The organism is Micromonospora sp. DT81.3, from assembly GCF_049847225.1.
Classification (GTDB): domain Bacteria; phylum Actinomycetota; class Actinomycetes; order Actinomycetales; family Microbacteriaceae; genus Microbacterium.
The window spans coordinates 509,154-533,672 of sequence record NZ_JBNCNY010000002.1 but is presented as its reverse complement, the minus strand read 5'-3'; the positions used below and the strand labels follow the sequence as shown (position 1 = coordinate 533,672).

General features: G+C 66.8%; 19 protein-coding genes. 10 read left to right on the top strand and 9 right to left on the bottom strand.

What is annotated here, in order from left to right; all coding sequences use genetic code 11:
• Positions 1 to 18: 18 nt before the first annotated feature.
• From ACPW96_RS06735 to ACPW96_RS06720, 4 genes are read right to left on the bottom strand one after another with little or no spacing between them, the layout of a single operon-like run.
• Positions 19 to 1,434, bottom strand: coding sequence for a sugar nucleotide-binding protein (locus ACPW96_RS06735; RefSeq protein ID WP_425882431.1), 1,416 nt, complete (start codon positions 1,432 to 1,434; stop codon positions 19 to 21).
• On the bottom strand, positions 1,434 to 2,432 hold the full coding sequence (gene rfbB / locus ACPW96_RS06730; protein ID WP_425882430.1) for a dTDP-glucose 4,6-dehydratase: 999 nt from the start codon (positions 2,430 to 2,432) through the stop codon (positions 1,434 to 1,436). Before rfbB ends, ACPW96_RS06735 begins: the two co-directional genes overlap by 1 nt.
• Positions 2,433 to 2,481: 49 nt before the next feature.
• A complete protein-coding gene (locus ACPW96_RS06725) occupies positions 2,482 to 3,450 on the bottom strand; it encodes a GDP-mannose 4,6-dehydratase (RefSeq protein WP_425817102.1) in 969 nt (322 codons plus the stop codon).
• Positions 3,451 to 4,434, bottom strand: a complete 984-nt coding sequence (locus tag ACPW96_RS06720; protein ID WP_425817104.1) for a GDP-mannose 4,6-dehydratase — start codon at positions 4,432 to 4,434, stop codon at positions 3,451 to 3,453. It lies immediately after the preceding gene.
• Between the two features lie 101 nt (positions 4,435 to 4,535).
• Between ACPW96_RS06720 and ACPW96_RS06715 the strand changes: the two genes are divergently transcribed.
• Genes ACPW96_RS06715 through ACPW96_RS06705 form a run of 3 tightly spaced genes read left to right on the top strand, consistent with a single transcriptional unit; the run spans position 4,536 to position 8,495 of the window.
• Positions 4,536 to 5,492, top strand: a complete 957-nt coding sequence (locus ACPW96_RS06715; protein WP_425882428.1) for an FkbM family methyltransferase — start codon at positions 4,536 to 4,538, stop codon at positions 5,490 to 5,492.
• Entirely contained in the window at positions 5,489 to 7,006 is a 1,518-nt protein-coding gene (locus ACPW96_RS06710; protein WP_425882427.1) for a glycosyltransferase, read from the top strand. Before ACPW96_RS06715 ends, ACPW96_RS06710 begins: the two co-directional genes overlap by 4 nt.
• The gene (locus tag ACPW96_RS06705) at positions 6,993 to 8,495 is read left to right on the top strand and encodes a glycosyltransferase family 4 protein (RefSeq protein WP_425817110.1); all 1,503 of its coding nucleotides are present in this window, start codon (positions 6,993 to 6,995) and stop codon (positions 8,493 to 8,495) included. Before ACPW96_RS06710 ends, ACPW96_RS06705 begins: the two co-directional genes overlap by 14 nt.
• A gap of 76 nt (positions 8,496 to 8,571) precedes the next feature.
• Here ACPW96_RS06705 and ACPW96_RS06700 read toward each other — a convergent pair whose 3' ends face one another.
• The 5 genes from ACPW96_RS06700 to rfbA all read right to left on the bottom strand — a co-directional run bounded on the left by ACPW96_RS06700 (position 8,572) and on the right by rfbA (position 17,323).
• Complete coding sequence (locus ACPW96_RS06700; RefSeq protein WP_425882426.1) at positions 8,572 to 10,152, bottom strand: hypothetical protein; 1,581 nt, start codon at positions 10,150 to 10,152, stop codon at positions 8,572 to 8,574.
• A gap of 95 nt (positions 10,153 to 10,247) precedes the next feature.
• The gene (locus ACPW96_RS06695) at positions 10,248 to 12,584 is read right to left on the bottom strand and encodes a glycosyltransferase (protein WP_425882425.1); all 2,337 of its coding nucleotides are present in this window, start codon (positions 12,582 to 12,584) and stop codon (positions 10,248 to 10,250) included.
• Positions 12,581 to 14,506 carry a rhamnan synthesis F family protein gene (locus ACPW96_RS06690; protein ID WP_425882424.1) on the bottom strand — a complete coding sequence of 642 codons (1,926 nt, stop codon included), beginning with the start codon at positions 14,504 to 14,506 and terminating at the stop codon, positions 12,581 to 12,583. Before ACPW96_RS06690 ends, ACPW96_RS06695 begins: the two co-directional genes overlap by 4 nt.
• The gene (locus ACPW96_RS06685) at positions 14,503 to 16,431 is read right to left on the bottom strand and encodes a rhamnan synthesis F family protein (protein ID WP_425882423.1); all 1,929 of its coding nucleotides are present in this window, start codon (positions 16,429 to 16,431) and stop codon (positions 14,503 to 14,505) included. Before ACPW96_RS06685 ends, ACPW96_RS06690 begins: the two co-directional genes overlap by 4 nt.
• Before the next feature lie 19 nt (positions 16,432 to 16,450).
• Positions 16,451 to 17,323, bottom strand: a complete 873-nt coding sequence (gene rfbA, locus ACPW96_RS06680; protein WP_425817120.1) for a glucose-1-phosphate thymidylyltransferase RfbA — start codon at positions 17,321 to 17,323, stop codon at positions 16,451 to 16,453.
• 165 nt (positions 17,324 to 17,488) lie between these two features.
• Between rfbA and ACPW96_RS06675 the strand changes: the two genes are divergently transcribed.
• The 7 genes from ACPW96_RS06675 (at position 17,489) to ACPW96_RS06645 (ending at position 24,514) form a co-directional block, all read left to right on the top strand.
• On the top strand, positions 17,489 to 18,403 hold the full coding sequence (locus ACPW96_RS06675; protein WP_425817122.1) for an ABC transporter permease: 915 nt from the start codon (positions 17,489 to 17,491) through the stop codon (positions 18,401 to 18,403).
• A gap of 3 nt (positions 18,404 to 18,406) precedes the next feature.
• Complete coding sequence (locus ACPW96_RS06670) at positions 18,407 to 19,630, top strand: ABC transporter ATP-binding protein (RefSeq protein ID WP_425817124.1); 1,224 nt, start codon at positions 18,407 to 18,409, stop codon at positions 19,628 to 19,630.
• A 258-nt stretch (positions 19,631 to 19,888) separates the two neighbouring features.
• A complete protein-coding gene (locus ACPW96_RS06665; RefSeq protein WP_425882422.1) occupies positions 19,889 to 21,193 on the top strand; it encodes a hypothetical protein in 1,305 nt (434 codons plus the stop codon).
• Positions 21,194 to 21,212: 19 nt separating this feature from the next.
• Positions 21,213 to 22,079, top strand: coding sequence for a glycosyltransferase family 2 protein (locus tag ACPW96_RS06660; RefSeq protein WP_425882421.1), 867 nt, complete (start codon positions 21,213 to 21,215; stop codon positions 22,077 to 22,079).
• A gap of 26 nt (positions 22,080 to 22,105) precedes the next feature.
• A complete protein-coding gene (locus ACPW96_RS06655) occupies positions 22,106 to 22,837 on the top strand; it encodes a glycosyltransferase family 2 protein (RefSeq protein ID WP_425817130.1) in 732 nt (243 codons plus the stop codon).
• Positions 22,834 to 23,274: a DUF2304 domain-containing protein gene (locus ACPW96_RS06650; protein WP_425817132.1), complete on the top strand. Its 441-nt coding sequence runs from the start codon at positions 22,834 to 22,836 to the stop codon at positions 23,272 to 23,274. Before ACPW96_RS06655 ends, ACPW96_RS06650 begins: the two co-directional genes overlap by 4 nt.
• Positions 23,261 to 24,514 (top strand): hypothetical protein, encoded by a 1,254-nt coding sequence (locus ACPW96_RS06645; protein ID WP_425882420.1) that lies wholly within the window; start codon positions 23,261 to 23,263, stop codon positions 24,512 to 24,514. The genes ACPW96_RS06650 and ACPW96_RS06645 overlap by 14 nt, the downstream gene beginning before the upstream one ends.
• Positions 24,515 to 24,519 lie beyond the last annotated feature (5 nt).

The following is a 24,519-nucleotide window of genomic DNA, read 5'->3' as shown; positions in this document are numbered from 1 at the left end:
CTGCCCCGAGGCTCGGCGTCACCCCAGCGCGCGCACGTACGTCTCGAGTCGCTCGTCACCGTCGCCGGGCGTGAATCCGGTCGATTCGATGCGCGACAGGTCGAGTTCGCTGTAACGAGGCCGTGGGGCGACGGTGTTCATCGACCCGGCGAAGTAGGCGTCGGTCGGCGTCGGGATCACGCGTCCACCATCAGCGCCGATCACATCGAAGATCGTGGCCGCGATGTCCGCCCACGAACGACATGCTCCAGAGGAGGTGAGGTTGTAAGTGCCGTAGGGGGCAGCCGAATCGCGCAGATGACGGATCCCGCGGGCGATGTCGTGGGTGAACGTGAGCCGGCCGACCTGATCGTCGACGACGCGGGGGTCCACCCCCCGACGGGCGAGATCCGCCATTGTGCGTACGAAGTTCTTACCCTCACCGACGACCCAGGACGTGCGGACGATGTAGTGGCGCGGAACCGTGGCCACGATGGTATCGCCCGCCGCCTTTGTCTGCCCGTACACGCCGAGAGGGCTCAACGGATCGTTCTCGCGGTACGGTCGGGTCGACGTGCCGTCGAAGACGTAGTCGCTGGAGACATGGATGAGGAGGATGTCGTTCTCGGTGGCGACGCGGGCGAGCGAGCCCACACCAAGCACGTTCGCGGACCATGCGTGCACCCGGCCTTCGGGCGTCTCCGCGACGTCGACGGATGTGTAGGCGGCCGCATTGACGATCGTGTCGTAGTCGCGCCAGCGGCGAGCGTTCATGAGATCGGGAGACGACAGGTCCAGCTCGGCGCGAGTGGCGTACTCGATGTGCGGCGCATCCCCCCACTCGGCGCGCAGCGCGCGACCGAGCTGCCCGTTCGCACCGAGCACGAGCGTCTTGCGCGGTCCCATGGGCGTCACGTCCGCCAGGCGCGGGTGTGCGAGATCCTTCGGTGAGACCTCGACCTGGTCGAGGCGGATCGGCCATGCGATAGCGGATGCCTCGTCCGCGAGGTTGAGGAATGTGTAGGACGCGTCGGGCGACCAGTGATCGTTCACGAGGTACACGTACGCCGTGTCGGGCTCGAGCGTCTGGTAGGAGTTGCCGACGCCGCGAGGAACGTAGATCGCGCGCGACGGGTCGAGCTCCGTCGTGAAGACGGCGCCGAAGGTCGGTCCCTCGCGAAGATCGACCCACGCGCCGAAAATGCGCCCGGTCGCCACGGACACCCACTTGTCCCATGGCTCGGCATGGATGCCTCGTGTCGTGCCCACCGCGTCGTTGAACGAGATGTTGTTCTGCACCGGTCCGAAATCGCGCAGGCCGGCAGCCGTCATCTTCTCGCGATGCCAGTTCTCCTTGAACCAGCCGCGCGAGTCGCCGTGCACGGGGAGATCCCAGACGACCAGGCCGGGGATGGACGTCTCGGTCGGCGTGAGCGCCTTGCCGAACTCGGTCATCACTGACCCTTCGAAGCGTAGAAGGCCTCGACGCCGTCCTTCGCGGGCGCCCACCACGACTCGTTGTCGCGGTACCAGTCGATCGTCGCCCCGAGGCCCGCCTCGAAGTCCTGGTAGCGCGGCCGCCATCCCAGTTCGGTACGAAGCTTCGTGGAGTCGATCGCGTAGCGCAGGTCGTGGCCGGCTCGATCCGTGACGTGGTCGTACGCGTCGGTCGGCTCGCCCAGGCGCTGAAGGATGAGCTCGACGACCTCCTTGTTGTTCTTCTCGCCGTCTGCGCCGATGAGATACGTCTCTCCGATCGCGCCGCCGTCGAGGATCGTCAGCACGGCCGACGAGTGGTCGTCTGCGTGGATCCAGTCGCGCACGTTCTCGCCCTTGCCGTAGAGCTTGGGACGGATGCCGCGCAGCACGTTCGTGATCTGGCGCGGGATGAACTTCTCGACGTGCTGGTAAGGCCCGTAGTTGTTCGAGCAGTTCGAGATCGTGGCCTGCACGCCGAACGAGCGCACCCACGCCCGCACCAGGAGGTCGCTCCCGGCCTTCGTCGACGAATAGGGGCTGGAGGGGTTGTACGGGGTTGTCTCCGAGAATCGGGTCGGGTCGTCGAGCTCGAGGTCGCCGTACACCTCGTCGGTGGAGATGTGGTGCAGACGCGTCCCGTGGCGGCGGGCCGCCTCGAGCAGCGTGTACGTTCCGATGATGTTCGTGTCGAGGAACGGACGCGGGTCGTGCAGAGAATTGTCGTTGTGCGACTCGGCGGCAAAGTGCACGACGGCTTCCGTGTTCGCGAACAGCTCATCGACGAGGGCCGCGTCCGCGATGTCGCCCTGCACGAAGGTCAGCCTGTCGTCGGGGAGTCCGTGCAACGAGGCTCGGTTCCCCGCGTAGGTGAGCTTGTCGAGCACCGTGACGTGGTCGTCGGTGTGCTCCATCACGTGGTGCACGAAGTTGGAGCCGATGAACCCGGCGCCGCCGGTGACGAGGAGTCTGCGCATGGTTCCACGATACCGGGCGCTCCGGTCGTGCCCGGAGACAGGGGAACGATCAGCGTTCCGCGCGCGCCTCCGCCAAGTCGGCCTCGACCATCGCTGCGACGATCTCATTGAAGGTCTTGGTGGGCTCCCAGCCGAGTGCCGTGCGGGCTCTTCTCGAGTCGCCGGCCTGCTCCGCGGCGTCCGCGGGGCGCACCAGCGAAGGATCGACATGCACTCGCTCGGGCCAGTCCTCGACGCCGGCCGCGGCGAAGGCCGCCGCAACGAATTCCTTCACCGAGTGCGGCTCGCCCGTTGCGATCACGTAATCGTCGGGGACTGTGGCCGCTGATGCCAGTGCGCGGGCGTAGTCGGGCGCCCATCCCCAGTCACGCCGTGCCTCGAGGTTTCCCAGTTCGAGCGAATTCTGCAGTCCCAGCGCGATCCTCGCGGCGGCGCGCGTGATCTTACGCGTGACGAACGAGGGCGGACGCCGCGGGGACTCGTGGTTGAAGAGGATGCAGCTGGCGGCCGGCAGCCCTCGCAGGCGGTACAGGCCGACCAGATTATGGCCATACGCCTTCGCGGCGCCGTACGGATTGGTGGGGCGGATCGGCGTCGCCTCATCCTGAGGGGAGTGCTCGGGGGAACCGAAGATCTCCGCACTCGAAGCCTGCACGAATGCGACCGGTCGCCCGCGGGATTCCTGGAGCCGCCACGCTGCTTCGAGGAGCGCCACCACGGGAACGGCGGTGATCTGGGCGGTCTCGACCGGACGCTGCCACGAAGCGGCGACCGATGACAGGCCGCCGAGGTTCCAGATCGTGTCGGGCTCGACGTCATCGACGAGCGCGGTCAATCGGGCGAGGTCACCGAGGTCGCCCTCATGAAGCGTCGCCGAGGGGACGAGCCGTCGGGTCGCGGCTGCACTGCTGTCAGCGGGCCGGACCAGTCCGTGCACCTCCCAATCCGCCCCGGCGAGCTGCTCCGCGAGATAGCTCCCCGTCTGGCCGGTGATGCCCGTGAGGAAGGCGCGCGGCACTCAGAGCTCCCCGTTGGCGACGCGCTCCACGTCGGCATCGACCATCATGTCGACGAGGCGGGGGAAGTCCACGGTGCGCTCCCAGCCGAGGCGCTCACGGGCCTTGGCCGCGTCGCCGATGAGCAGCTCCACCTCGGCGGGCCGGAAGAATCGGGGATCCTGCTCGACGTACTTCTGCCAATCCTCGATGCCCACCCGCGCGAACGCGCGAACGACGAACTCCTCGACGGAGTGCGTCTCATTCGTGGAGATCACGTAGTCATCGGCCTCCGGCTGCTGGAGCATGCGCCACATCGCCTCCACGTAGTCGCCCGCGAAACCCCAGTCGCGCTGAGCGTCGAGGTTGCCCATCACCAGCTTGTCCTGCTTGCCGGCGGCGATGCGCGCCGCGGCGAGGCTGATCTTGCGGGTGACGAACTCCGGGCCGCGCAGCGGGGATTCATGATTGAAGAGGATGCCGGATGAAGCGTGCAGTCCATACGACTCTCGGTAGTTGATCGTCATGTAGTGCCCGAAGACCTTGGCCACGCCATAGGGCGAGCGAGGCCACAGGAGGGTTGACTCGCGCTGCGGCACGTCCTGCACCTTGCCGAACATCTCCGAGCTCGACGCCTGGTAGAAGCGCACCTTCTCGGGCTCGCTTCCCGCATACAGGCGGACGGCCTCGAGGATGGTGAGGACGCCTTTACCGGTGACATCCGCGGTCACTGATGCGTTCTCCCAGGAATAGGCGACGAAGGAGATCGCTCCGAGGTTGTAGACCTCGTCTGGCTGAGCGACCGCGAGGGCGCGGACGAGTGACGAGAAATCCGTGAGGTCGCCGGTCAGCAGCTGGACACCCGGCACGGTTCGCTCGACGAGCTCTCGCTTCGGGTTGTTCTGCCCGCGAATCAGGCCGTAGACCTCGTACCCCTTGCCGAGCAGCAGTTGAGCGAGGTAAAGGCCGTCCTGACCTGTGATTCCGGTAATGAGCGCGCGTGCCATGGTTCCTCTTGGTAGGGCGGTGTTCGGTCGTTGCGAGCCTACCGGTCCTGCCCCGGTCGATACGCATGGACCGCTTCTGCGGTCCGGCTAAGATCGCTTCCATGTCTGACGGCCCCTTCGTTTCGTTTGCCCAGAATGCCGAGGACGTCGTCTTGTGGCGTGCGCTTCAGCACGTGTCCGAAGGACACTACGTGGAGGTGGGCGCCAACCATCCCCGCACCGACTCGGTGACGCGTGCGTTCTACGATCGCGGTTGGAACGGCATCACGATCGAGCCTGTCGAGGAGTTTGCGGCGCTGCATCGCGAGCAGCGCCCTCGTGATGTGCAGCTTCGGGTGGCGATCTCCGACGGCGAGTCCGCGAACGTCACGCTGCACGCCGTCGCCGGGACGGGATTGTCATCCACAGTGGACGCGGTGGGGGAGCGCCACCGAATCACCGGCCGGAAGGTCGAAGACATCGTCGTGCCGGCGCGCACGCTCGAACAGGTCTACTCGGACGCCGGGTGGGCCGACAGACCCGTTCACTTCATGGTGATCGATGTCGAAGGCGCCGAGGCGGCCGTCATACGAGGCCTCGATCTGCGGCGGCATCGCCCATGGGTACTGGTCGTCGAGGCGACCCAGCCCAACTCGACGGTGGCCACTCACGAGGAGTGGGAACCCGCAATCCTGGCCGCCGGATACGAGTTCTGCCTCTTCGATGGCCTCTCGCGCTTCTACGTGGCTCAGGAGCACGGCGAGGAGCTGGCGGCGCGGCTGGCGTACCCCGCATGCGTGCTCGACGACTTCGTCCCGGCGCGATTCGATGACGAGCTGAAGCGTCTGTCCCAACAGTTGGACTCGACCACGTCTGAGCTGGAAGCGCAGGTCATCCACTGGAAGCGCATAGCCCTCACCGAGTGGGCGGATGCGGTCTCGCCGATGAGGCGCTCCGAGGTGGCTGATCCGGACGCTGACCGCTTGCGCGAGGAGCTCGCGGCGATGCATGGATCGCTGTCGTGGCGAGTGACGGAACCCATTCGTGGACTGCGCAGAGCGATCGGCCGAATCCGTTGAGCGCAACGCGTCTGTCGAGTGCCGCAGCCCTCCGTGTGCTCGACCAGCGAGTCTTCGAGGCGGCGCGCTTCATCCTTCCCGACCCTCCGATCAGCCCCTCGACGGAAGTCGGCCTCGACACGGCGACACTCTTGGGACGGATGCTGAAGATCGCGAGCGCGCGGTCCTCTCGCTCGATCCCGTGGCTCATCCTGACGGCCGTGACGGGCCGGTTCCCGAGTGTCGACGATGTGCGCGCCGTGCAGCGGACCATCCAGCTGGAGCCACTGGACGCCGTCGAGACGGCGTTGTTGGGACGGGCCGTGCGCTTCGCGTCGGAAAGCCGCATCGACCTCCCCATGCGTGTGGTCACGACGCCGCTCATCGATGTCGACACGTCGGGACGCCTCGACTATCAGTCCGGCATCCACCGCGTCGTCCGCGAGACGGTGTCGCGGTGGGCGGGCGCGCATGAAATCGAGTTGGGGATATGGGACGACACCTACCGCATCTTTCGCTCGGCGGCGCCGCGCGAGGTCGCCCGGGTGGTGCGATTCGGCGCGACGGTCACGCCAGACGAGGTGGACCCCGGTTACGAACCCGAACTCCTCGTCCCCTGGAACACGGTCGTGGTGCTACCCGACGTGCCGATCGGCATGCCGACCGAGGCGCTCGCCGGAATCGCCCATTGCTCGGGCAACCGGCTCTCTGCCGTGGGATACGACCTGATCCCGATCACCAGCGTCGAGACGCGACCGATCCATGACGCGATGGCCGCGGGGGAGTGGTTGGTGCCACTCAAGGCGGCCGACCGCATCGCGGGGATCTCTACATCTGCGACCGCGGAGTTCTCGGGGTTCGCTCAGATGCTGGAGGCGCAGGGATTGACCGGACCCCTCGTCCGCGAAGTGAGACTCCCGGCGAGCACTGCGCCGACATGGTTAGGCGTCCGCAACCGTGCGCGACGCGATAAGCCTCGCATCGTCTTCTCCGGCACGCGTGAGCCGCACAAGAACCACCGTGCGCTCCTCTTCGCGGCCGAGCGGTTGTGGACCGAAGGTCTCTCCTTCGAAGTGCGCATGGTGGGCGGCAACGGCTGGACGGACGAGCACGTGCGCGAGACGATCGAGCGGCTCACGGCCGACGGGAGGTCGCTCGTCGACCTCGGCCGCGTGTCGGAGGAAGTGCTGTGGAGCGAACTGGCGGACGCCGACGCCGTCGCCTTCGTCTCGCTCCACGAAGGGTACGGACTGCCGCTCGTGGAGGCGCTCGCCGTCGGAACGCCGGTGCTGACGACGTCGTACGGCAGCCAGGCGGAGATCGCGGCAGACGGCGGATGCATCACGGTGGACCCGAGGGATGACCTGTCGATCGTTCAGGGACTTCGGCAGCTGGTCACCGACGCCGACTTCCGTGACGCCCTCGTTCGAGAAGCGCGCGACCGCCCCGACACGACATGGGACTACTACGCAGCGGAGCTTTGGGACTTCCTCGTCGCGCCGTTGCTCGAGGAGGCCTCTCATGAGACTTCGTGACTCCCGACCGCTCGTGAGCGGGTGGATTCGACGTCTCGCCACACTTGCGGAGGCTCTCGGCCACAACCCTGTCACGGTAGAAGACGAAGCGGGCCTGATGTCCGCATTGAGCCGGCTCGTGGATGCGCGCGATCGCAGCCAGATATGGCTCGCGCTCGCCGTGCTGACGGGCCGGCTTCCGGAGTCCTCGCTCGTGCAGGAGACGGCAAGGCGAGCCGAGTTCGATCCCGCGGCGCTGTTCGAGGCCATCCGAAGCGAGACGACCGCAGAGAGCATCCGGTGGACAGTGGTCGTGGAACAGGCAGCCGTGCTCGTCGACGTCTCCGACACGGTCAGCACGACGATGACGACCGGCATCCAAAGGGTCGTCCGAGAAGTCGCCAAGCGATGGCTGACGCGCCCCGGTGTCCGTTTCGTGGCCTGGACCGACGGCTGGCAGGCGATGCGCGAGCTCGAGCCGGACGAATTGGCCCGCGTTCGCGACGGCCGTGCGCGGGTCGGCGAGGACCCGCCCCGGGTCGGCACCACGGTCGTTGTCCCATGGGAGACCATCTTCGTTCTTCCGGAGGTGTCGGCCGAGCTGTCGCGCGCGGCGCGCCTGCGGTCGCTGGGTCGATTCGGTAGAACTCAGTGCACGGCGATCTGCTACGACCTCATTCCCGTGACGTCCAGTGAAACGCTCATAGCGACCGGGTTGACGGGTGCCTTCGCCCACTACCTGTCGGCGCTCAAGTTCTTCACCAGGGTCTGCACCATCTCGCAGGCAACTGCGATCGAGTACAACGGCTGGCGCGTGATGCTGCGGGGTGCAGGGCTTGTCGGCCCCGATGTCGTTCCCGTGTTGCTGCCCACGTCGGCCGGGGGATCCTCCCCGTCCGACCTCGATGCTGCCCGCGAGAGGCTGGTCGTGGGGACCATGCCGCTCGTCCTCGTTGTGGGGAGCCACGAACCGCGCAAGAACCATCTCGCCGTCCTTCACGCGGCGGAACTTCTCTGGCGGGAAGGCCGACGCTTTTCGCTGTGCTTCATAGGTGGGAACGCGTGGCGCAGCGAGGAGTTCCATGAGCGCCTCGGGGCCCTTCAGGCGGCAGGACGACCGGTCGAGTCGATCAGCCGCGCCGGAGACTCCTTGCTCTGGGCCGCGTACAGAGTCGCGCGCTTCACGGTTTTCCCATCCATCAACGAGGGGTTCGGCCTTCCCGTCGCGGAGTCGCTCGCCGTCGGGACGCCGGTCATCACGTCGGAGTTCGGAAGCACGAGGGAAATCGCCGAGTCAGGTGGTGCGATGCTCGTGGATCCGCGCGACGACGATCAGATCACCCGGGCGATGCGGGCGTTGCTTTCGGACGACGACATCCTCGAACGACTTCGCGACGAGGCGCACGCGCGCCCCACGCGCACGTGGGATGACTACGCCGACCTCGCGTGGGCTGCCCTCGTCCCCGATGGGGGACCGCTCCCGCGGTCGTCCGACTCGCTGCGGGTGTGAAGCGCTGATGCAGCTCCGATGAGTGTTCCGACTTGCCCTTCCGCCATCGAGTCGCTGGCATCGCGAACGAGCGGGGTCAGGAGCGCGGGACCCATTCCACAAGGCCTTCGGGATGAACGAGATCGGACTGATGCGACCAGAGCGCCGTGGCGGAGTCGGCTGAGTCGGCGCGGATGAGCTCCACGATGTTCTCCGGCGTTCCGTCGCACGCGAACGCGCTCGACATCGTCAGTCGTTGCGCGTCGCTGCCCTCCGCGTAGTATCCGCAGACGTCACCCACGCCCTCGTTGCGAAGTGCGGCCAGGAATACGGTGGCGAAGTCTGGCCACAAAGACCCATCCCGCAGATAGATGCCGACTTCTCCATTCGCCCTCGCGTACTCTGCGAGCTCGTCGCCGATCTGGGCCATCCTCGCGATCTGGGGCTGCAGGGCGTACCCGATGGTCGGGTTCGCGATCGTGATCGACCCGAAGAGCGCGATCGCTGCAACCGTGGACAGGATGGGCACGGCCACCCTGACAGCGCGCCAGCCTCCCGCACGCTTCACGCGTTCCGTCACCGTCCCCACCAGATGGACGAGAACGATGGACAGGAAGATCGGCGGCAGCACGAGCGTGTAAACGACGATGTAGCCGTACACCTCGACCGGGCTGACGTAGTCGACCGCCAGCTTCACGTAGAGGATCGAGAGCAGCGCGATGACGCCGATCACCGAGTAGGCCGTCACGGCGAGGCGCCGCCGCGCCGCATCACGCTCGACCACGAGAAGCAGCGCTGCCACGGCGGCCGCGGCGCCGTAGACCCACACGGGGATCCCGATGAGCATCAGGTCGCTGAGGAAATACTGGGCGATCTCGCCCCAACCCGGATGCACGGTCACGCTTCGGGTGAATCCGAACCACCCCTGCCATGGATTGGGCCAATCCAGGATCGTGCGGAGCACGAGCGGCCCTATCACGAGCACGAGTGCGATCGCCGCGAGCGCCGCGGCCACGCGATGCTGTTTCAGTTCCGCTCCGACGCCGCGGCGATGCACCACGAACCAGGCGATGGAGACGCCGACGAAGAGGCCGCCGAACACGAAGAAGAACGCGACGTGGGTATGTACGAGCAGGCCCCCGGCGAGAACCAGCCCGGGAAGGAACGCCGTGCGCCCGTAGGCTACAGCGATGGAGAATGCCACCACCGGTGCCAGGAAGGTGAATGAGGCGAACGGTGGCCAGGTGTTCCCGAGCGCATAGCCGAGGAACGGCGTGTCGCCGAACCATCCCACGAATCCCCAGAACGTCGCAGCGCCGATGAAGATGCCGGCGAACGCTCGGCGGGTCAGCGCTGTCGCCACGCCGCCGACGGCCGCGATGCAGAGGCACTGTATGAGAATCTGGGCAAGGACGACCGCGTTGAACGGTGCCGGGACGATGTGCAGCCAGTCGTAGAACAGGGCCTCCCCTCCCGCCAGCAGGTAGAGCCAGCCGGGACCGGGGTGGTTCGTTCCCGTACGGGAGTAGTGCCCCTCGAGCAGGCTGAAGCGTTTCGCCTCGAGAATGAGCAGACCGTTGGAAGCGTCGTCCCCCCACGCCACCATCGGCTCGGCGAAGATGATGCTGCGCAGCGAGAGAGCGGCGATCACGGACGCGACGAAGAGGACGCCGAACACCAACCACGCGTTTCGTGTGGTTGTGGAGGATGGCGTCGCTGCCTCAGGGTGACCCGACGCCTGTGCTCGACCCTTGACGACTGCCGTGGGGGCGGTCATCGCCGACGGCCGTCCGCTCGGAACAGGGCTCGCCGGATGCGAGCGCGCACTCTTCGCAGAAGCGGGGGTCGCGCCGACCTCGCCTCACGGGCGAGTATCTTGTCGCGCCGGTCCCATCCTGCACGGAGCGATTCACGCACCCGCTGTGCCACGACCTCGGGGGAGTGCAGTCGGCGCATGTCCTCTTCGGCTCGCCGGCCGACGGCCGCCGCGGAGTCCGGATCGTCGACGATCCCGCGAAGAATCGCCGCAGCCTGATCGAGGTCGGGATCCGCCCACAGGGTTCCGGCAGGGTACGGATCGGCGTCGGGCGGAATCGCCGTCATCTCGCAGGGCACGAGAAAGGCGTTCCGGTCGTTCGTGAACTGCATGTTGCCGGAGTACGCGGTCACGACCACCGGTCGCCCCCACGCCATCGCTTCCGCGATCGTGAGCCCGAGCCCCTCGGCGCGGTGGAGCGAGACGTACGCCGTGCACCTCGCCATCAGAGCCGTGAGCTCCTCGGGTTCGAGGTATTCGTCGATCACGATGACGTCTCGGCGGCCCGCGACGGCGAGGCGAACCCGCTCGGCCTCTCCCAGGCGCAGTCCGGCGTTGAGCGTCTTGATGACCAGAACGGGGCCGTGGGCGTCTGTGTGCGGGAAAGCGCGTGTGAATGCGTCGACGAGTCCAAGCGGATTCTTGCGTTCAACTGTGCTCAGGTAGTCGAACGCGAAGAAGAACCATGCCCTCTCCAGGGGGATGCTCAGGTGCGCCGGGACTCCAGGAGGGTCACCGGCAGACCTCTGCGGAAGTGGCGGCGTGACGGTGCGAACAGGAATGGGGGCGCGCTCGGCGATCGCATCGCGTACGAAGTCCGTGGCCGCCCAGACCTCATCGACAAGCGCGAAGGCGGCGTCGCGCGATTCGGGGAAGGACTCGACCTCCCAGTACCACATGCCGATCCGGTAGCTGCCGTCGACGACGTCCTCCATCGCCTCGCTCACCGCCTGCGTCTGATCAGCATTGACGGCCAGCAGCGTCGTGTCGTAACGCGTTCCCGACGTGTGCCGGTAGGTCGCCGAGAAACGCGACTCGAGGCTCGTCGTGACGGGGAAAGTACTCGTCGCAACGCCCGCGGCGGTGAGTGCGGCATCCATCAGCCTCGCCGACGTGCCGACGCCCAACTCCCCCGAGAGGTAGCCGACCAGGTTGACACCGTGGGGCCGGCCCGTGTCGGGGGGATCGGGTGCCGGCTGAGCGGCGAGCGTGCGCTCAGCGGCGCGCTGAAGGAGGGTGACGTCGTATCCGGGCTCGCCGACGCCGTGATCGAGGGCCCACCGAGCCAATCGGGCAGAGTCGCTGCCCGGCACGTGAGGGAACGCATCGCGAAGATCGGAGCGCAGCAAGCGGATGCCTGCCAGATAGCGAGCTGCCGGTGCACGGTGAGCCGCAGGCAAGAGTTCCAGCAGCCATGTTTCGAGGTCGTGCTCAGCGGCGTCGAGAGATGTGCCCGCATCGACGCCCGCCCGAGCACACGCCCGTACGACCGCAGCGTCCGCGGGAGGCTCGGCGGTGCCGCTCAGCTGGGACAGCTGGCGTTCTGCGAATTCGCTCGCGAGCTGTGCCAGCAGCGGATTCCTGCTGAGCAGCGGACCTGACGATGCTCCGCGGCGGCTGTCGAAGAGGGTCGGATGGACGGGATCGAGGCCATCCAGGGCCAGGGCGAGCACCGGTACGCCGTTCCGACTGAGCGACCCCCCCACATCCCCGAGAACGGTGGCGGCATCCGAATTCCATCGTGACACCAAGAGCGCGTCATCCGCGAGCACACGATGCGGAACGCGCGCCAGGAACAAGTCGAGCCAGCGCCCCACGGTCCGCCAGTCGCGGGCGAGCGCCTCCAGCCCTGGACCGTGCGGGCGAGCGGCGGTGCCGAGCAGGAAGAGCTCGTTCGCGAGGACGGATATCTGCACGGCCTGAGCGGGCTGGACGGCCACCGTCCGCGTGACGGCGACCGTCGCGTCGCCATCGAGCCATGCACCTGTGGGAGGGCTGACGAGCAGGATTCCGGGCGTCAGGCCGAGTACGGATTGTTCCTCGTCCAGCAGACGAGTCGCCCAGAGGGCCGTGGCGGCGATGAGGAAGTCGGCGTCGTCGTGCGTCAGGCGGGTGGCTGCGAGCGGCAGTCCGACGTCGCGCGGCGACGAGACGGTCTCATGCCCGATCGGGGAATAGCGGCCATCCACGTCGAGCACATGACAGGCCAGCTCGGGAGCGACGGCCTGGATGGAGCGCACCGTCTCCCGTGCCGCGGCGGCTGCCGCGCCCGTGGCCGCAACGGCGACGATCATCGGCGCTTCCACCGCAGCGCAGACGCGAGGCGGCGGAGCCTCCTGCCGAGCGGGTGGGACTCGTCGATGCTCCAGCCCAGCAATCGTCCGACTCTCGGATGCAGGTGGAAATACATGCGGACGAAGTCGCGCGGGCGGCCCTGCCCGACGTAGCCCGCCTGCTTGAGGAACATGATCTTATCGACGCTGTCCCCGGGGATGGTCGATGACATCTGATCGAGCTTGAATTCCATCGACGTGTGGCTGATCGACATGTATTCGGCCGTCGAGACGGTACGCGTGTGATAGCCGAGTTCAGCGGCGGCGTACGACGGCATGCGCTCGAGGATATGTGCGAGTCCCCCATCGCGGTAGGCCTCGGCGCCGCCGAAGTCGTCGTAGGACCAGTCGTGCTCGACCAGAAGGAGCAGCGACTCCGGGCGGGCGACGAACATGGAGCCGTAAGGCGCAAGGGGCGAGATCTCATCGAGCGGCACCCGAATGCCGAGCCGCGCGCTGAGCCGCTCGAACCCGGGTTTGTTCGACCACCAGCCTCGGCCCATGGTCGGGTAGCCGATGTGGATCGTCGGGGGATAGACGAGGCCCAGCCCCGGTTCCTTCTGGAAGAGCGCGAGCAGGTTCGCCGCATACCCCGGGCTGTTCAGGAGGTTCGAGAACTGCTGGTTCTTGAAGTGTCGCCCCACGTTGAAGCCGTCTTGCGGGGTCTTCTTGGAGTGGAGCTTCAGGACGAGGTCGTATTCCCCGCTGATCAGCACATCCTTGCAGGCCACCAGGAACGCGCTCTGGTCGCGGCCGTCGTTGGACTCGAGCACGCGCACGTCGACCCGACGGCCCTCGCGGGGGCGTCGCGCGATGATGTCTCGAATCTCGTCGGCCTTGGACGCGTCTGGCGTCGTGACGACCAGATCGTACGCGCCCGGCAGGGTGTCGACCAGATCGAGCATCTCGTCGGTCATCTCCACATAGAAGATGTGCAGCACGGCGACGATGCGGAAAGGATTCGCGGGATCGTAGGAGACGTCGACCTCCGGCAGCACCTCGTGCATCGCGGCATCCGTGTTGAGCACCTTCGGCTCGACGTTGCGCGCGAGGTTGCGCCAGATGAGCTCCACCGGGTAGCCGTAGCGATCGACATCCGCCATGGTCCAGCGACCGATGACGCCGTGGCGGTCGAGGAAGGGCGGCCAGTGGAAGAGCGGTCGTCGCTTGAGGGTGGGGCAGCCGTCGGCGAGCAGCAGATCGGCGTTGAAGAGGGCCGGGTGATCCGTGGGGTAATCCCCGCAGGGAAAGGCGACGTCGTGCGTGTATCCGCGGGAGGCGAAGTGCTCGGTGAACGTGACCTCGTGTCGAAGGACCGCGTCGAGATACTCGGGCATGTCGGGAAGGTCGCGCCAATACGCCGCCCACGCTTCCGAGCGGAGAAGGGGGGCGCGGACCGCGATCCAATACGACTGCAGGTGGTAGTGCAGCACACCCCTTCCCGTGAAGGGGTTGGGCTCTTCCCGGGCGTGGTCGGTCATGCCCCAGAAATGCACGGGGCGCTCCTCCATTCGCGCGAGCACGGGTCCGTACGGACGGACCGGCCCGAACCATGTGTCGTTCGTGAGGATCACTTCGTCGAACTCGACCACCTCGGCTCCCAGGTGATCGAGCGCGTGCTTGTGCGCCCAGATGTCGTAGCCGTGGTTGTCCCGGACGAGGATCTCATCCGACACGGGCTCCAGTTTCGTACGTGCCTCGGGAGAGAGTGCTCCGTTGACGACAACGAGGATCCGGTCCGCGTGCTCCCGCAGGCCCGCGAGCGCGTATGGGATGTGGTCTTCCACTTCGCCGCGCCTGTCCCACACCACGTAGATCACGAGCCGCCGGCCGGGTGCCGGGAATGCGGTCGCCGCGGCCACGGGAACCGGCGAAGCCGTCATGTCACCCTCCGTGATCCGAGGCGAAGCGACTTCAGTCGGTGAACGGCGCCGCGGGCGGCAGCCGTGAACGGTGCGATCGACTTCGCGGCTTCTGGGTGGTTCAGGCGGAGGTACATGCGCGTGAGGTCGAGAGCGCTCCCGCGTCCGGTCGGCCCGGAGCGGTGGAGGAACTGGATCTGCTCGATCGGATACCCGGGGGTCGTCGAGGCGAGCTGATCGAGCTTGAACTCGAGAGCGGTGTGGCTGATGTCGGCGTGCTCGGCATTCATGACGGTACGGGAATGAAAACCGCGCTCCCCGGCGGCATACGTGAGGAGTCGCTCCTGCGTCGGCCCGAGTGGCGCCTTCGGGAACTCCTGCGAGGCTGCATAGTCCGAGTAATGCCATTCATGGTCGCTGAGCAGGCGCAGCGCCTCGGGGCGGCACACGAACATGCCGCCGAGCGGCGCGAGCGGCGACACCTCGTCCATGGGAACCCGGATGCCGAGGCTCCTTGCGAGCGCCTCCGCCCGCGGCCGGTGCAGCGACCAGCCGGCTCCAGAGGTGGGAATGCCGATGTGGGGTGCGGGGGGGAAGACGAGGCCGAGCCCGGGCTCGCGCTGGAACAGTGCCAGGATGTTGGCCGCATAACCCGGTGAGCTCAGCAGGTTCTCGAGCTGGTGCCGGGTGAAGTAGCGGCTCACGTTGAATGACTTCCGCGACGACCGCTTCGAGTGGAGCTTCACGACCAGGTCGTGCCGGCCATCGAGCAGCACGTCGCGGCATCCGATGAAGAAGGCGCTCATATGACGGCCGAGTTCTGATGGCAGGACGCGCACATCGACACTGCGCACCCCGGAGTCCGCTCGCCGATCCAGCGTCTCGCGCAGCTGTCGCGCCCGCGATGGCGACGTGGTCGTGATGATGAGATCGAAGGGATCCGGCAGGCAGCACGCGCGGTCGAGCAGCTCATCGGCCATCTCGACGTGCTCGATGTCCATGACGACGGCCACTCGGAAGGGCCTTGTGGCGTCGTAGGAGACGTCGACCTCGGGCAGGACCTCGAGCGCACCGGCGTCCGCGTTGAGTGTCTTCGGGGCGACATTGCGAGCCAGGTCCTCCCAGATCAACGGCATCGGGTATCCATGACCCGCGACATCGCGCAGGATCTCCCTGCCGATGACGGCGTGCCGGTCCAGGAAAGGCGGATAGTGGAAGAACGGTCTCCTCTTGAGCAAAGGGCACCCGTCCGCCAAGAGAAGATCGGGGTTGAACAGCGCCGGATGATCGGTGGGGTAATCCTCTGAGGCGAAGGCGACGTCGTGCGTGAACCCGGCCGACGCGAAATGCTCCGTGAAGACCGTCTCGTGCTGAAGCACGGCGTCGAAATAGCCGGGCATGTCGGGCAGATCGTGCCAATACTGCTTCCAACGCTCGGAGAGGAACATCTCGCGCCGTACCGCGATCCAGAACGACTGGAGGTGATAGTGCAGGACTCCGTCGCCGGTGAAGGGGTTCGGCTCTTCCCGGGCGTGGTCGGTCATTCCCCAGAAGTGCACGGGTCGGGCGTCCATGCGAGAGAGGACACCCGCGTAGGGGCGCACCGGCCCGAACCACGTGTCGTTCGTCAGCACGAGCTCATCGAAGTCGCCGAGCCGATCGCCCATGTGGTCGAGGGCATCCTTGTGGGCCCAGATGTCGAAGCCGACGTTTTCGCGCACCAGGATCTCGTCGCTCACCGGTTCCAGCGCTGCTCGCCCCTCGGCGGAGAGCGCGCCGTTGATCACCACGAGGATGTGGGCGGCATGGCTGCGCATGCCCGCGAGCGCATAGGGAATGTAGTCCTCGACCTCGCCACGGCGGTCCCATACGACGTAGATGAACAGTCGGCGTGCGTTCGCATCGAGACTGGCCGGGGCAATTCCGACCGGAGAGACGTCCGTCATCGTGGAAGTCTCCTGTCGCTCAGTGTCGGCCCTGCTCGAGGGCCTTCAACAAGTAGGCGCCGTATCCGCTCTTCACGAGCGGTTCGGCGCGCTGGCGGAGCTCATCGTCGCTGAGGAAGCCCATCCGCCAGGCGACCTCCTCGGGGCATCCGATCGACAGGCCCTGCCGCTTTTCCACGGTGCGGATGAAGTCGGTCGCTTCGCTGAGAGAGTCGAACGTACCGGTATCGAGCCACGCGGTGCCGCGCGGAAGCAGTTCGACCTTGAGGCTGCCTCCCTGCAGATAGTGGACATTCACATCCGTGATCTCGAGTTCGCCGCGCGGCGACGGCTTCAGATTCTTGGCGATGTCGATGACGTCGTTGTCGTAGAAATAGAGGCCGGGCACGGCGTAGTTGCTCTTCGGTTGGGCGGGCTTCTCCTCTAGTGAGACCACGTTGCCGTCCACGTCGAACTCGACTACGCCGTAGGCCGCCGGATCATCGACCCAATAGCCGAAGATGACGCCACCGGTCAGATCGGTGTACTGGCGAAGGCGCGTGCCCATGCCCTGCCCGTAGAAGATGTTGTCGCCCAGGACGAGGGCCACCGAGTCGGACCCGATGTGCTGCTCCCCGAGGATGAACGCCTGCGCGAGACCGTCCGGCGCGGGCTGGGTCTTGTAGGTGATCGCGACGCCGAACCGGGAGCCGTCCCCGAGCAGTCGCTGGAACTGGTCGGAGTCCTGGGGCGTCGTGATGATGAGGATGTCGCGGATGCCCGCGAGGATCAGTGTGGAGAGTGGATAGTAGATCATCGGCTTGTCGTAGACGGGTACGAGCTGCTTCGAGATCCCGAGGGTGATGGGGTGCAGACGGGAGCCCGTGCCGCCGGCCAAGATGATTCCACGCATGCCACCAGTCTCCGGCATAACGTCGGCACGGCCAAAAGGCCGCCATCGACCGGGTCTGGATGGGCGGAGAGCTGACTCGAGGGCCACTCACTCACTCGGGGGACTCGCATCCGGCGACCGGTATAGTTGGTCGCTGGTCGCCGGCGAAGAAAGTCAAGGTACGAATTGAGTGACAGCGCTCTCACCCGATTCGAGCGTCTGAGCAGACAGCCCCTCGTCGCCCCCGGGGGAAAAGCCGGGTTCCGCGACACCTGGGGCTCATTGCGGGCGGTGTTCGCCCATCGGGAGCTGCTCGGCCTCCTCGTCCGTCGGGACATCAAGGCGCGCTACAAGGACAGCGTTCTCGGCGTGCTCTGGACGCTGATCAATCCGCTCATCCAGTTGTTCGTCTACTACGTCGTGATGGGCCAGATCCTGGGCGCCGCGCGCGGCATCGAGGACTTCGCTCTCTACGTGTTCTCCGGTCTGACGATCTATGGGCTCTTCTCCGAGACGCTCTCCGGAACCACGGCATCGATCGTCGCGAACGCGGGCCTGGTGAAGAAGGTCTACGTGCCGCGCGAGATCTTCCCGCTCGCCTCCACGGGTTCCGCCCTTTTCACGTCCAGCGTCCAGGTGGTGGTGCTCACCGTCGCCTGCCTGATACTCGGATCATCGCCGTTCACACCGGACCTGCTCTACTTCATCCCTTCGGTGCTGCTCATCGTGCTGTACTCGACCGCCCTCGGCATCCTCATGTCGGCTCTCAACGTCTATCTGCGCGACGTCCAGTACCTCGTCCAGATCGTCCTGACGCTGGCGCTGTGGGCCTCGCCCATCGTCTACGGATGGACGATGGTGTACGACGTCTTCGCCCAGTTCAACCTTCCGAGCTGGCTGCTCGAGGTCTACACCAACAACCCGCTCACTCTCGCAGTGCTCGGCTTCCACAAGACCTTCTGGGTGACCGGCACGGAAGCGGATTACCCTCCCGACCTCGCATTGCGGATGCTCATCGCGCTCCTGGTCGCACTGCCGCTCATCTGGATCTGTCAGCGCGTGTTCGCGCGCCTGCAGGGCAACTTCGCGCAGGAGCTGTGAACCATGTCGACTCTTGATCGCGCCACGGGCGAGGAGGGCCCGGAGGTCGTGGTCGTCGACCGCGTCTCGAAGTCATTCGTTCTCCGCAAGGACAACTCCCTGAAAGAGCGGGTCGTGACGCTCGGGCGTCGAGGACGCGCGCACCAGGAGTCGTTCGATGCCCTCAAGGACGTCTCGTTCACGATCCGCGCCGGTTCGTCGATCGGGCTCCTCGGCACGAACGGCTCGGGCAAGAGCACGCTGCTGAAGGTCATCGGCGGCATCATCGACCCGTCGTCGGGCACCGTGCTGCGCCGCGGGCGGCTCGCCGCACTCCTCGAGCTGGGCGCCGGCTTCCATCCGGATCTGAGCGGTCGTGAGAACGTGTACCTGAATGCGGCGATCCTCGGTCTCTCCAAAGAGGAGACGGATGCCGAGTTCGAGAACATCCTCGCGTTCTCCGAGATCGGCGACTTCATCAACAGTCAGGTGAAGTTCTACTCCTCCGGGATGTACGTGCGGTTGGCGTTTGCGGTCGCGGTGCACACCAACCCCGACGTGCTCCTCGTCGACGAGGTGCTCGCCGTCGGCGACGAGGCCTTCCAGCGCAAGTGCATGGACAAGATCCGCCAGTTCCAGCGCGAGGGGCGCACGATCGTCCTCGTCTCGCACTCGGCCGAGCAGGTGATGGAAGTGTGCGATCGGGGCGTCGTGCTCAGTCAGGGAGAGGTCGCCTTCATCGGGTCCTCCGTCGACGCGACACGGGTGCACCGCGAGATCCTCGAGGGCAAGCGGAAAGCCGCCGCCGGTGTTGCGATCGAGAGCGCCGAGGCCCGCCTCATTCCCCAGATCGTCTCCGTCCTCGTGCGCAATGCGTCCGGTGACCCGGTCGAGAACATCTCGACCGGTGAGGAGATGATGGTCGAGGTCCAGGTCGATGTGCCGCACGACATCGACGAGTGGCATTCGAGCCTCAGCATCGACACCCCGAACGGCCAGCAGGTGTTCGGAACCGGCACGCGCCGCAATGCCACGCGGCACGGCCCCAGCTCCGCGGGTCGTCGGATCATCACGTACAGCTTCCCGAGCCTTCCCCTGGCCGGCGGCCAGTACTTCGTGAATGCGGAGGTCCTGGCCGCAGACGGACGGCCTTACGACATCCAGTGGCAGGGGGCGATGTTCTCCGTCCCCGCATTGTCCACGCAGACGGGCGTCGCGCACGCGGAGCCGGCGATCTCCGTCAGATAGGTCACCGAGGCGGCGAGGCGCCGGCGATGTCATCGACAGGCGATGCGGGTATTCTTGCCACGCGCCCTCGCGATGTCGCCTCGAGACTCCTCGAATTCATGCCGACCCTCGCCGGCGGCGAGCCCCCCACGATAGACACCCGTCGAGCACGGGAAGAGACGAGAGACGACATTGGTCGATTCCCTGCCTACGTTCGCGCCGGAAACCGCTCGGTCCGATGGCGGCCGAGTGCGTCGTATCGTGCGTTCGCGCCGAATCGTGGATACGACGATCTGCCTCCTGCTCGTGGTCGCCGCGATGGTGCTCGCCGTGTGGCAGGTGCCCAAGCACACTGCCGTGTCGCCGATCGACGAATACGTCTACATCGACTATCTCGCCAAGGTCCCCACGCAATTCGTCGTGCAACGAGGGGAGGATACGGGCCAGTACGCGCGCCTGTATCTCTCATGCCACGGGGTACGGGCCATCGGGCTGTACCCGCAGTCGATGTGCACCGACTGGCAGCCCTCAGACGTCGACCGCATGCCGCAGGCCGGCAAGACGACGGCGGACATCTACACCCCCCTCTACTTCGCCGCCACCTGGCTCATGGCCCAGCCTCTCCGTCTGGTGGGAGTAGAGGACCTGACGACAGCGGGAAGACTCGCGGGGTGGACGTGGCTGGCAGCCGCGGCGGTTCTCCTCTACCTCTCGCTTCGTCGTCTGCGGGTGCATCCCGTCGTGGCGGGAGGGCTCGGTCTCCTGCTCGTCGGCTCACTTCCCGCCTACTGGTCCAACACGTATGTGAGCACGGATGCGACGGCGCTCCTTGCCGGATCGCTCATGCTCTTCGGCGTCACCATGCTCCTGCGACCAGGTGCGGGCCGCGGGGCGCGATGGCTCTTCGTCCTCTTCGCGCTCCTCGTGACGCTCGCGAAGATGCAGAACCTGATGGCGGTCGTCGCCGCCGCCATGGTGCTCGTGATCCTCGCGGCGGGTGCGGCATTCCGCAGGGAGCGGGGCCGGCGTCTGCACACCTTCGTACGCGACCATCGCGTTCACACTGCCGTGCTCGCGTTCCTCGTGGCGCTGGCAGGGCAAGCGGCCTGGCTCGTGATCCGCAACGCCATCGCACTCGAGTCCGGCGCGTATGAAGGTGCGCCTTCACCACTGACCGCGACGGCCCTGCTGCGGGAGACGTTCAAGTTCTTCCCCGGGGTCTCGGTAGGCGCCCTCGACCCGGAGGACGTAGGGGTCGCCGCCATCGTCGCATCGACCGTCATGACGTGGGTGATCGTCGCCGGCGTGCTCGGACTGCTCGCGGTGGCGCGCCGGGGCTCGACGGATGAAGCGCTGGCGCTGTCGTCGTTCGTGGTCGCGCTGCTGGCTGCTCCGTTCCTGGCGCTCGCCTCTACCGTCCTGAGCGGCTACTACGTGGACCTCGTGGCCCGCTACGGCATGTCTTTGCTGCCGTTCTTCCTCGCCTGCGCCGGAGTGCTCTTCACGCGCTCCATCTGGACACGCTCCCTCGCCCCCGCGGTGGGGGTTCTGAGCTACGGCGCGATGCTCAGCCTGACCGGGTGAACGCCGTGCGGAAGATCTCATGACCCGGCGGCCGGGTGCACGTGTCGCCGCCGTTGTTCTCGCGTATCACCCCGAGCCCGACATCGTCACGAACATCCAGGCGCTTCTGGCTCAGGTGGACGAGGTCTTCGTCGTGGAGAACTCACCGGATGCCGAATCACGCGACGTGCTCGCGCCACTCCTCGGGACCGGAGCGGCGGTGACCGCGCTGCCGCAGCCCGGGAACGTCGGCGTCGCCGCCGGCTTCAACGCAGGAATGCGCTCCGCGCTCGCCGCCGGAGCAGATTTCGTGTGGATCTTCGACCAGGACTCGACGGTCACCGATGGCATGCTCGACCGGCTGCTCGATGCCCACGCTGAAGCCGGCCCCACGACAGGCATCGTCGCCCCCGCCTTGCGATCTCATGCGACGGGCGTCGTGTACCGACGCGAGACGGGTACCGGCGCCCGCGAGGTCGACGTGCTCATCAGTTCCGGATCGCTCTTCTCGCGCGAGCTCATAGAGAAGATCGGCCTGCATGACGAGCCCCTCTTCATCGACTACGTCGACCACGAGATCTCGCTGAGGGCCCGGAAGCGGGGGTTCCACAACCTCAAGGTGTTCGACGCGCTCCTGGATCACCGATTCGGGGACTCCGATCCGGTGCACCTGTTCGGTCGACGGATCTACCTCGCGAACTACTCGTCCATGCGGCACTTCTACGCCGCGCGGAACCGGATCATCGTGATCCGCAGATACGGGCTCGGCCGGTGGTTCTGGGAGGATCTTTGGTTCACCGGCAAGGCATGGACCAAGGTGCTCCTGCTCGAGCCCGCGCGGTGGTCGAAGATCCGGGCAGCCTCTCGCGGTGTGTGGGCGGGTCTCCGCTACGACGTGAGCGGCTGATCGATCTCACGTAGACTCGGAGCATCATGCCCGAGCATCCTGAGCGCACGCTCGTGATCGTGCCCGCATGGAATGAAGCGGCGAACGTCGGCAACACCGTCCGCGAGATCATGCAGAAGGTCGTCGGCGCCGACGTCGTGGTGGTCGACGACGGATCGACCGACGCCACCGCTCGCGTGGCGGCGCAAGCCGGAGCCCGCGTCCTCAGCCTCGCCTTCAACATGGGTGTGGGTGGTGCGATGCGGACGGGGTTCACCTACGCGCAGCGACACGGCTACGACAGGGCGATCCAGGTGGACGCGGACGGGCAGCACGACCCGCAGGACATCGTCCGGGTGCTCGGCGGGCTCGAGATCGCCGACATCTCGATCGGCGCCAGGTTCGCCGACACGGGCGACTACGAAGTGCGCGGCCCCCGGAAATGGGCGATGAAGTTCCTCGCGGGCGTCCTCTCGCGCGTCGCGAGGACTCGACTGACCGATGTCACGAGCGGGTTTCGCGCCGCGAACCGCCGCGCCATCGACCAGTACGTGCGCTATTACCCGGCCGAGTACCTCGGCGACACGGTCGACTCGCTCGTGAGCGCCGTCCACTCGGGGCTGACCGTCACGCAGGTGCCCGTTGCGATGCGGCCCCGCGTCCACGGCAGGCCGAGTCAGAACCCCGCGGGCGCGACGGCGTACCTCGTGCGCAGCGTGTTCGCGCTGTCGCTCGCACTTCTTCGCGGCCGCCGCCGTCCCGACGAGGTGAGCGCATGATCATCGCCGCCGGCATCGCATTCGCGATCCTGGTCCTCGTCATCATCATCAGCCTGCTGCTCCGGCGGAAGCTGCGCGAGAAGTACGCGATCCTCTGGCTGATCATCGGCGTCGCCCTGCTCGTCCTGGCCATCTTCCCGCAGCTGCTGCTGGGGCTTTCCGATCTGCTCGGAGTGATCGTCCCCTCGAACCTCATCTTCGCGCTGGCGATCGTGCTTCTCGTCGGGGTCGCCCTGCACCTCTCCTGGGAGCTCTCCCTGGCGGAGGACGAGGTGCGACGCGTCGCCGAAGAGGTCGCCATCCTTCGAGCCGACCTCGACGATCTGCGCACGCTGTCCGGCGCGCGCAGGGAGCGGCAGAGCGATGCCGTCGTCCCCTCGGAGACCTCGTTGCCGCGGACCGCCCCCGACGACGCGGACGCGAATGGCGGCGAGTGACTCCACCGCGAGCGGGCTTCGGGCCGTCCTGATCGCCACGGCGATCGTGGGAGCTCTCGGCTATGCCATCCAGCTCCTGGCGCCGGCCCTCCTCGCCGATGAGTCGGTGTACGTCGCCTTCTCGGTCTTCTGGTCGACCCTGTATCTCGGGGTCTCGGCGATGTCCGGCGTCCAGCAGGAGGTCACGCGCGCCGCCCATCCCGCGGCCCATGAACCGCCGAACGCCGTCCTGCGCACCTTCACCCTCGCGGCGGCGGGCGTCGTCGTCGTCGCGAGCGCGGTCGTCGCGCTCGTGTTCGGCGGTCGCATCCTCCCCGGCTCTGCCGTCGTGACCGGCGTCGTGCTCGCGGTGGGGCTGGTCGGCTATCTCGTCGTCGCCGTGCTGAGCGGTGTCCTCTACGGACTCCGCCTCTGGGGGGCGATCGCCTGGTTGATGATCCTCGACGCCGCCATCCGTGCGGTGCTGCTGACTGTCGGGTTCGCCCTTCAGCTGCCGATCGGCTGGCTGGCGCTGCTGATCGCCGTCCCGTTCGTGCTGGCATTCGGCATCGTCTGGCTCGTCATCCGGCGTCGCGTGGTCGGCGCCTTCCGCCTCGATGTGCCGCTCGGCCGGTTTGCCGCACACGCGTGGGGAACGGTCGGGGCGGCCGCGGCCTCCGGTGTGCTCATCACGGGCCTGCCGATGCTCATCGGCATCACCGCGGCGGGCAGTCCGCCCGAGACGCTGGGTGCGCTCCTCCTCACGATCACCCTCACCCGTGCTCCCATCGTGGTGCCCATCATCGCCCTTCAGAGCTTCCTGATCTCGGCGGTGTTCCGAGGCGGGCGAGTCCGTACTGCCCGGCTCATCCAGATCCTCGCGGCGCTCCTCGCCGTGGTGGCGGTCCTGGCGGTCGCTGCGGCATTCATCGGCCCCCCGATCGTCTCGTGGGTGTCTGCTGGTCGATTCGAGATCGCGGGATGGATGGTGTCCGTCGTCGTGTTGAGCGCCGGACTGGTCGCGGCGATGTCGGTCACGAGTCCGGCGCTGATCTCCGCCCGTCGGCACACCGCCAACCTCGTGGGATGGCTCGTGGCGGCCCTTCTGACCATCGGCGCGCTGCTCCTGCCCGTCGACGCATCGACCGGCATCGCGGTCGCGCTGACTGTGCCGGCTTTCGTCGGTCTCGTCATCCAGGCGATCGCCCTCACGAGGCACCCCGCGAAGGCGGGGGATCCGTCCGCGACCGTCACGGCGTGACGGCC

Excerpts from the sequence above, each read along its gene's own strand:
- ACPW96_RS06655 (WP_425817130.1), top strand. The coding sequence starts at position 22,106 with ATGCCCGAGCATCCTGAGCGCACGCTCGTGATCGTGCCCGCATGGAAT.
- ACPW96_RS06720 (WP_425817104.1), bottom strand. The coding sequence starts at position 4,434 with ATGGCACGCGCGCTCATTACCGGAATCACAGGTCAGGACGGCCTTTAC.
- ACPW96_RS06670 (WP_425817124.1), top strand. The coding sequence starts at position 18,407 with ATGTCGACTCTTGATCGCGCCACGGGCGAGGAGGGCCCGGAGGTCGTG.
- ACPW96_RS06735 (WP_425882431.1), bottom strand. The coding sequence starts at position 1,434 with ATGACCGAGTTCGGCAAGGCGCTCACGCCGACCGAGACGTCCATCCCC.
- ACPW96_RS06690 (WP_425882424.1), bottom strand. The coding sequence starts at position 14,506 with ATGACGGCTTCGCCGGTTCCCGTGGCCGCGGCGACCGCATTCCCGGCA.
- ACPW96_RS06705 (WP_425817110.1), top strand. The coding sequence starts at position 6,993 with ATGAGACTTCGTGACTCCCGACCGCTCGTGAGCGGGTGGATTCGACGT.
- rfbA (WP_425817120.1), bottom strand. The coding sequence starts at position 17,323 with ATGCGTGGAATCATCTTGGCCGGCGGCACGGGCTCCCGTCTGCACCCC.
- rfbB (WP_425882430.1), bottom strand. The coding sequence starts at position 2,432 with ATGCGCAGACTCCTCGTCACCGGCGGCGCCGGGTTCATCGGCTCCAAC.
- ACPW96_RS06660 (WP_425882421.1), top strand. The coding sequence starts at position 21,213 with ATGACCCGGCGGCCGGGTGCACGTGTCGCCGCCGTTGTTCTCGCGTAT.
- ACPW96_RS06695 (WP_425882425.1), bottom strand. The coding sequence starts at position 12,584 with ATGATCGTCGCCGTTGCGGCCACGGGCGCGGCAGCCGCCGCGGCACGG.
- ACPW96_RS06685 (WP_425882423.1), bottom strand. The coding sequence starts at position 16,431 with ATGACGGACGTCTCTCCGGTCGGAATTGCCCCGGCCAGTCTCGATGCG.
- ACPW96_RS06650 (WP_425817132.1), top strand. The coding sequence starts at position 22,834 with ATGATCATCGCCGCCGGCATCGCATTCGCGATCCTGGTCCTCGTCATC.
- ACPW96_RS06645 (WP_425882420.1), top strand. The coding sequence starts at position 23,261 with ATGGCGGCGAGTGACTCCACCGCGAGCGGGCTTCGGGCCGTCCTGATC.
- ACPW96_RS06715 (WP_425882428.1), top strand. The coding sequence starts at position 4,536 with ATGTCTGACGGCCCCTTCGTTTCGTTTGCCCAGAATGCCGAGGACGTC.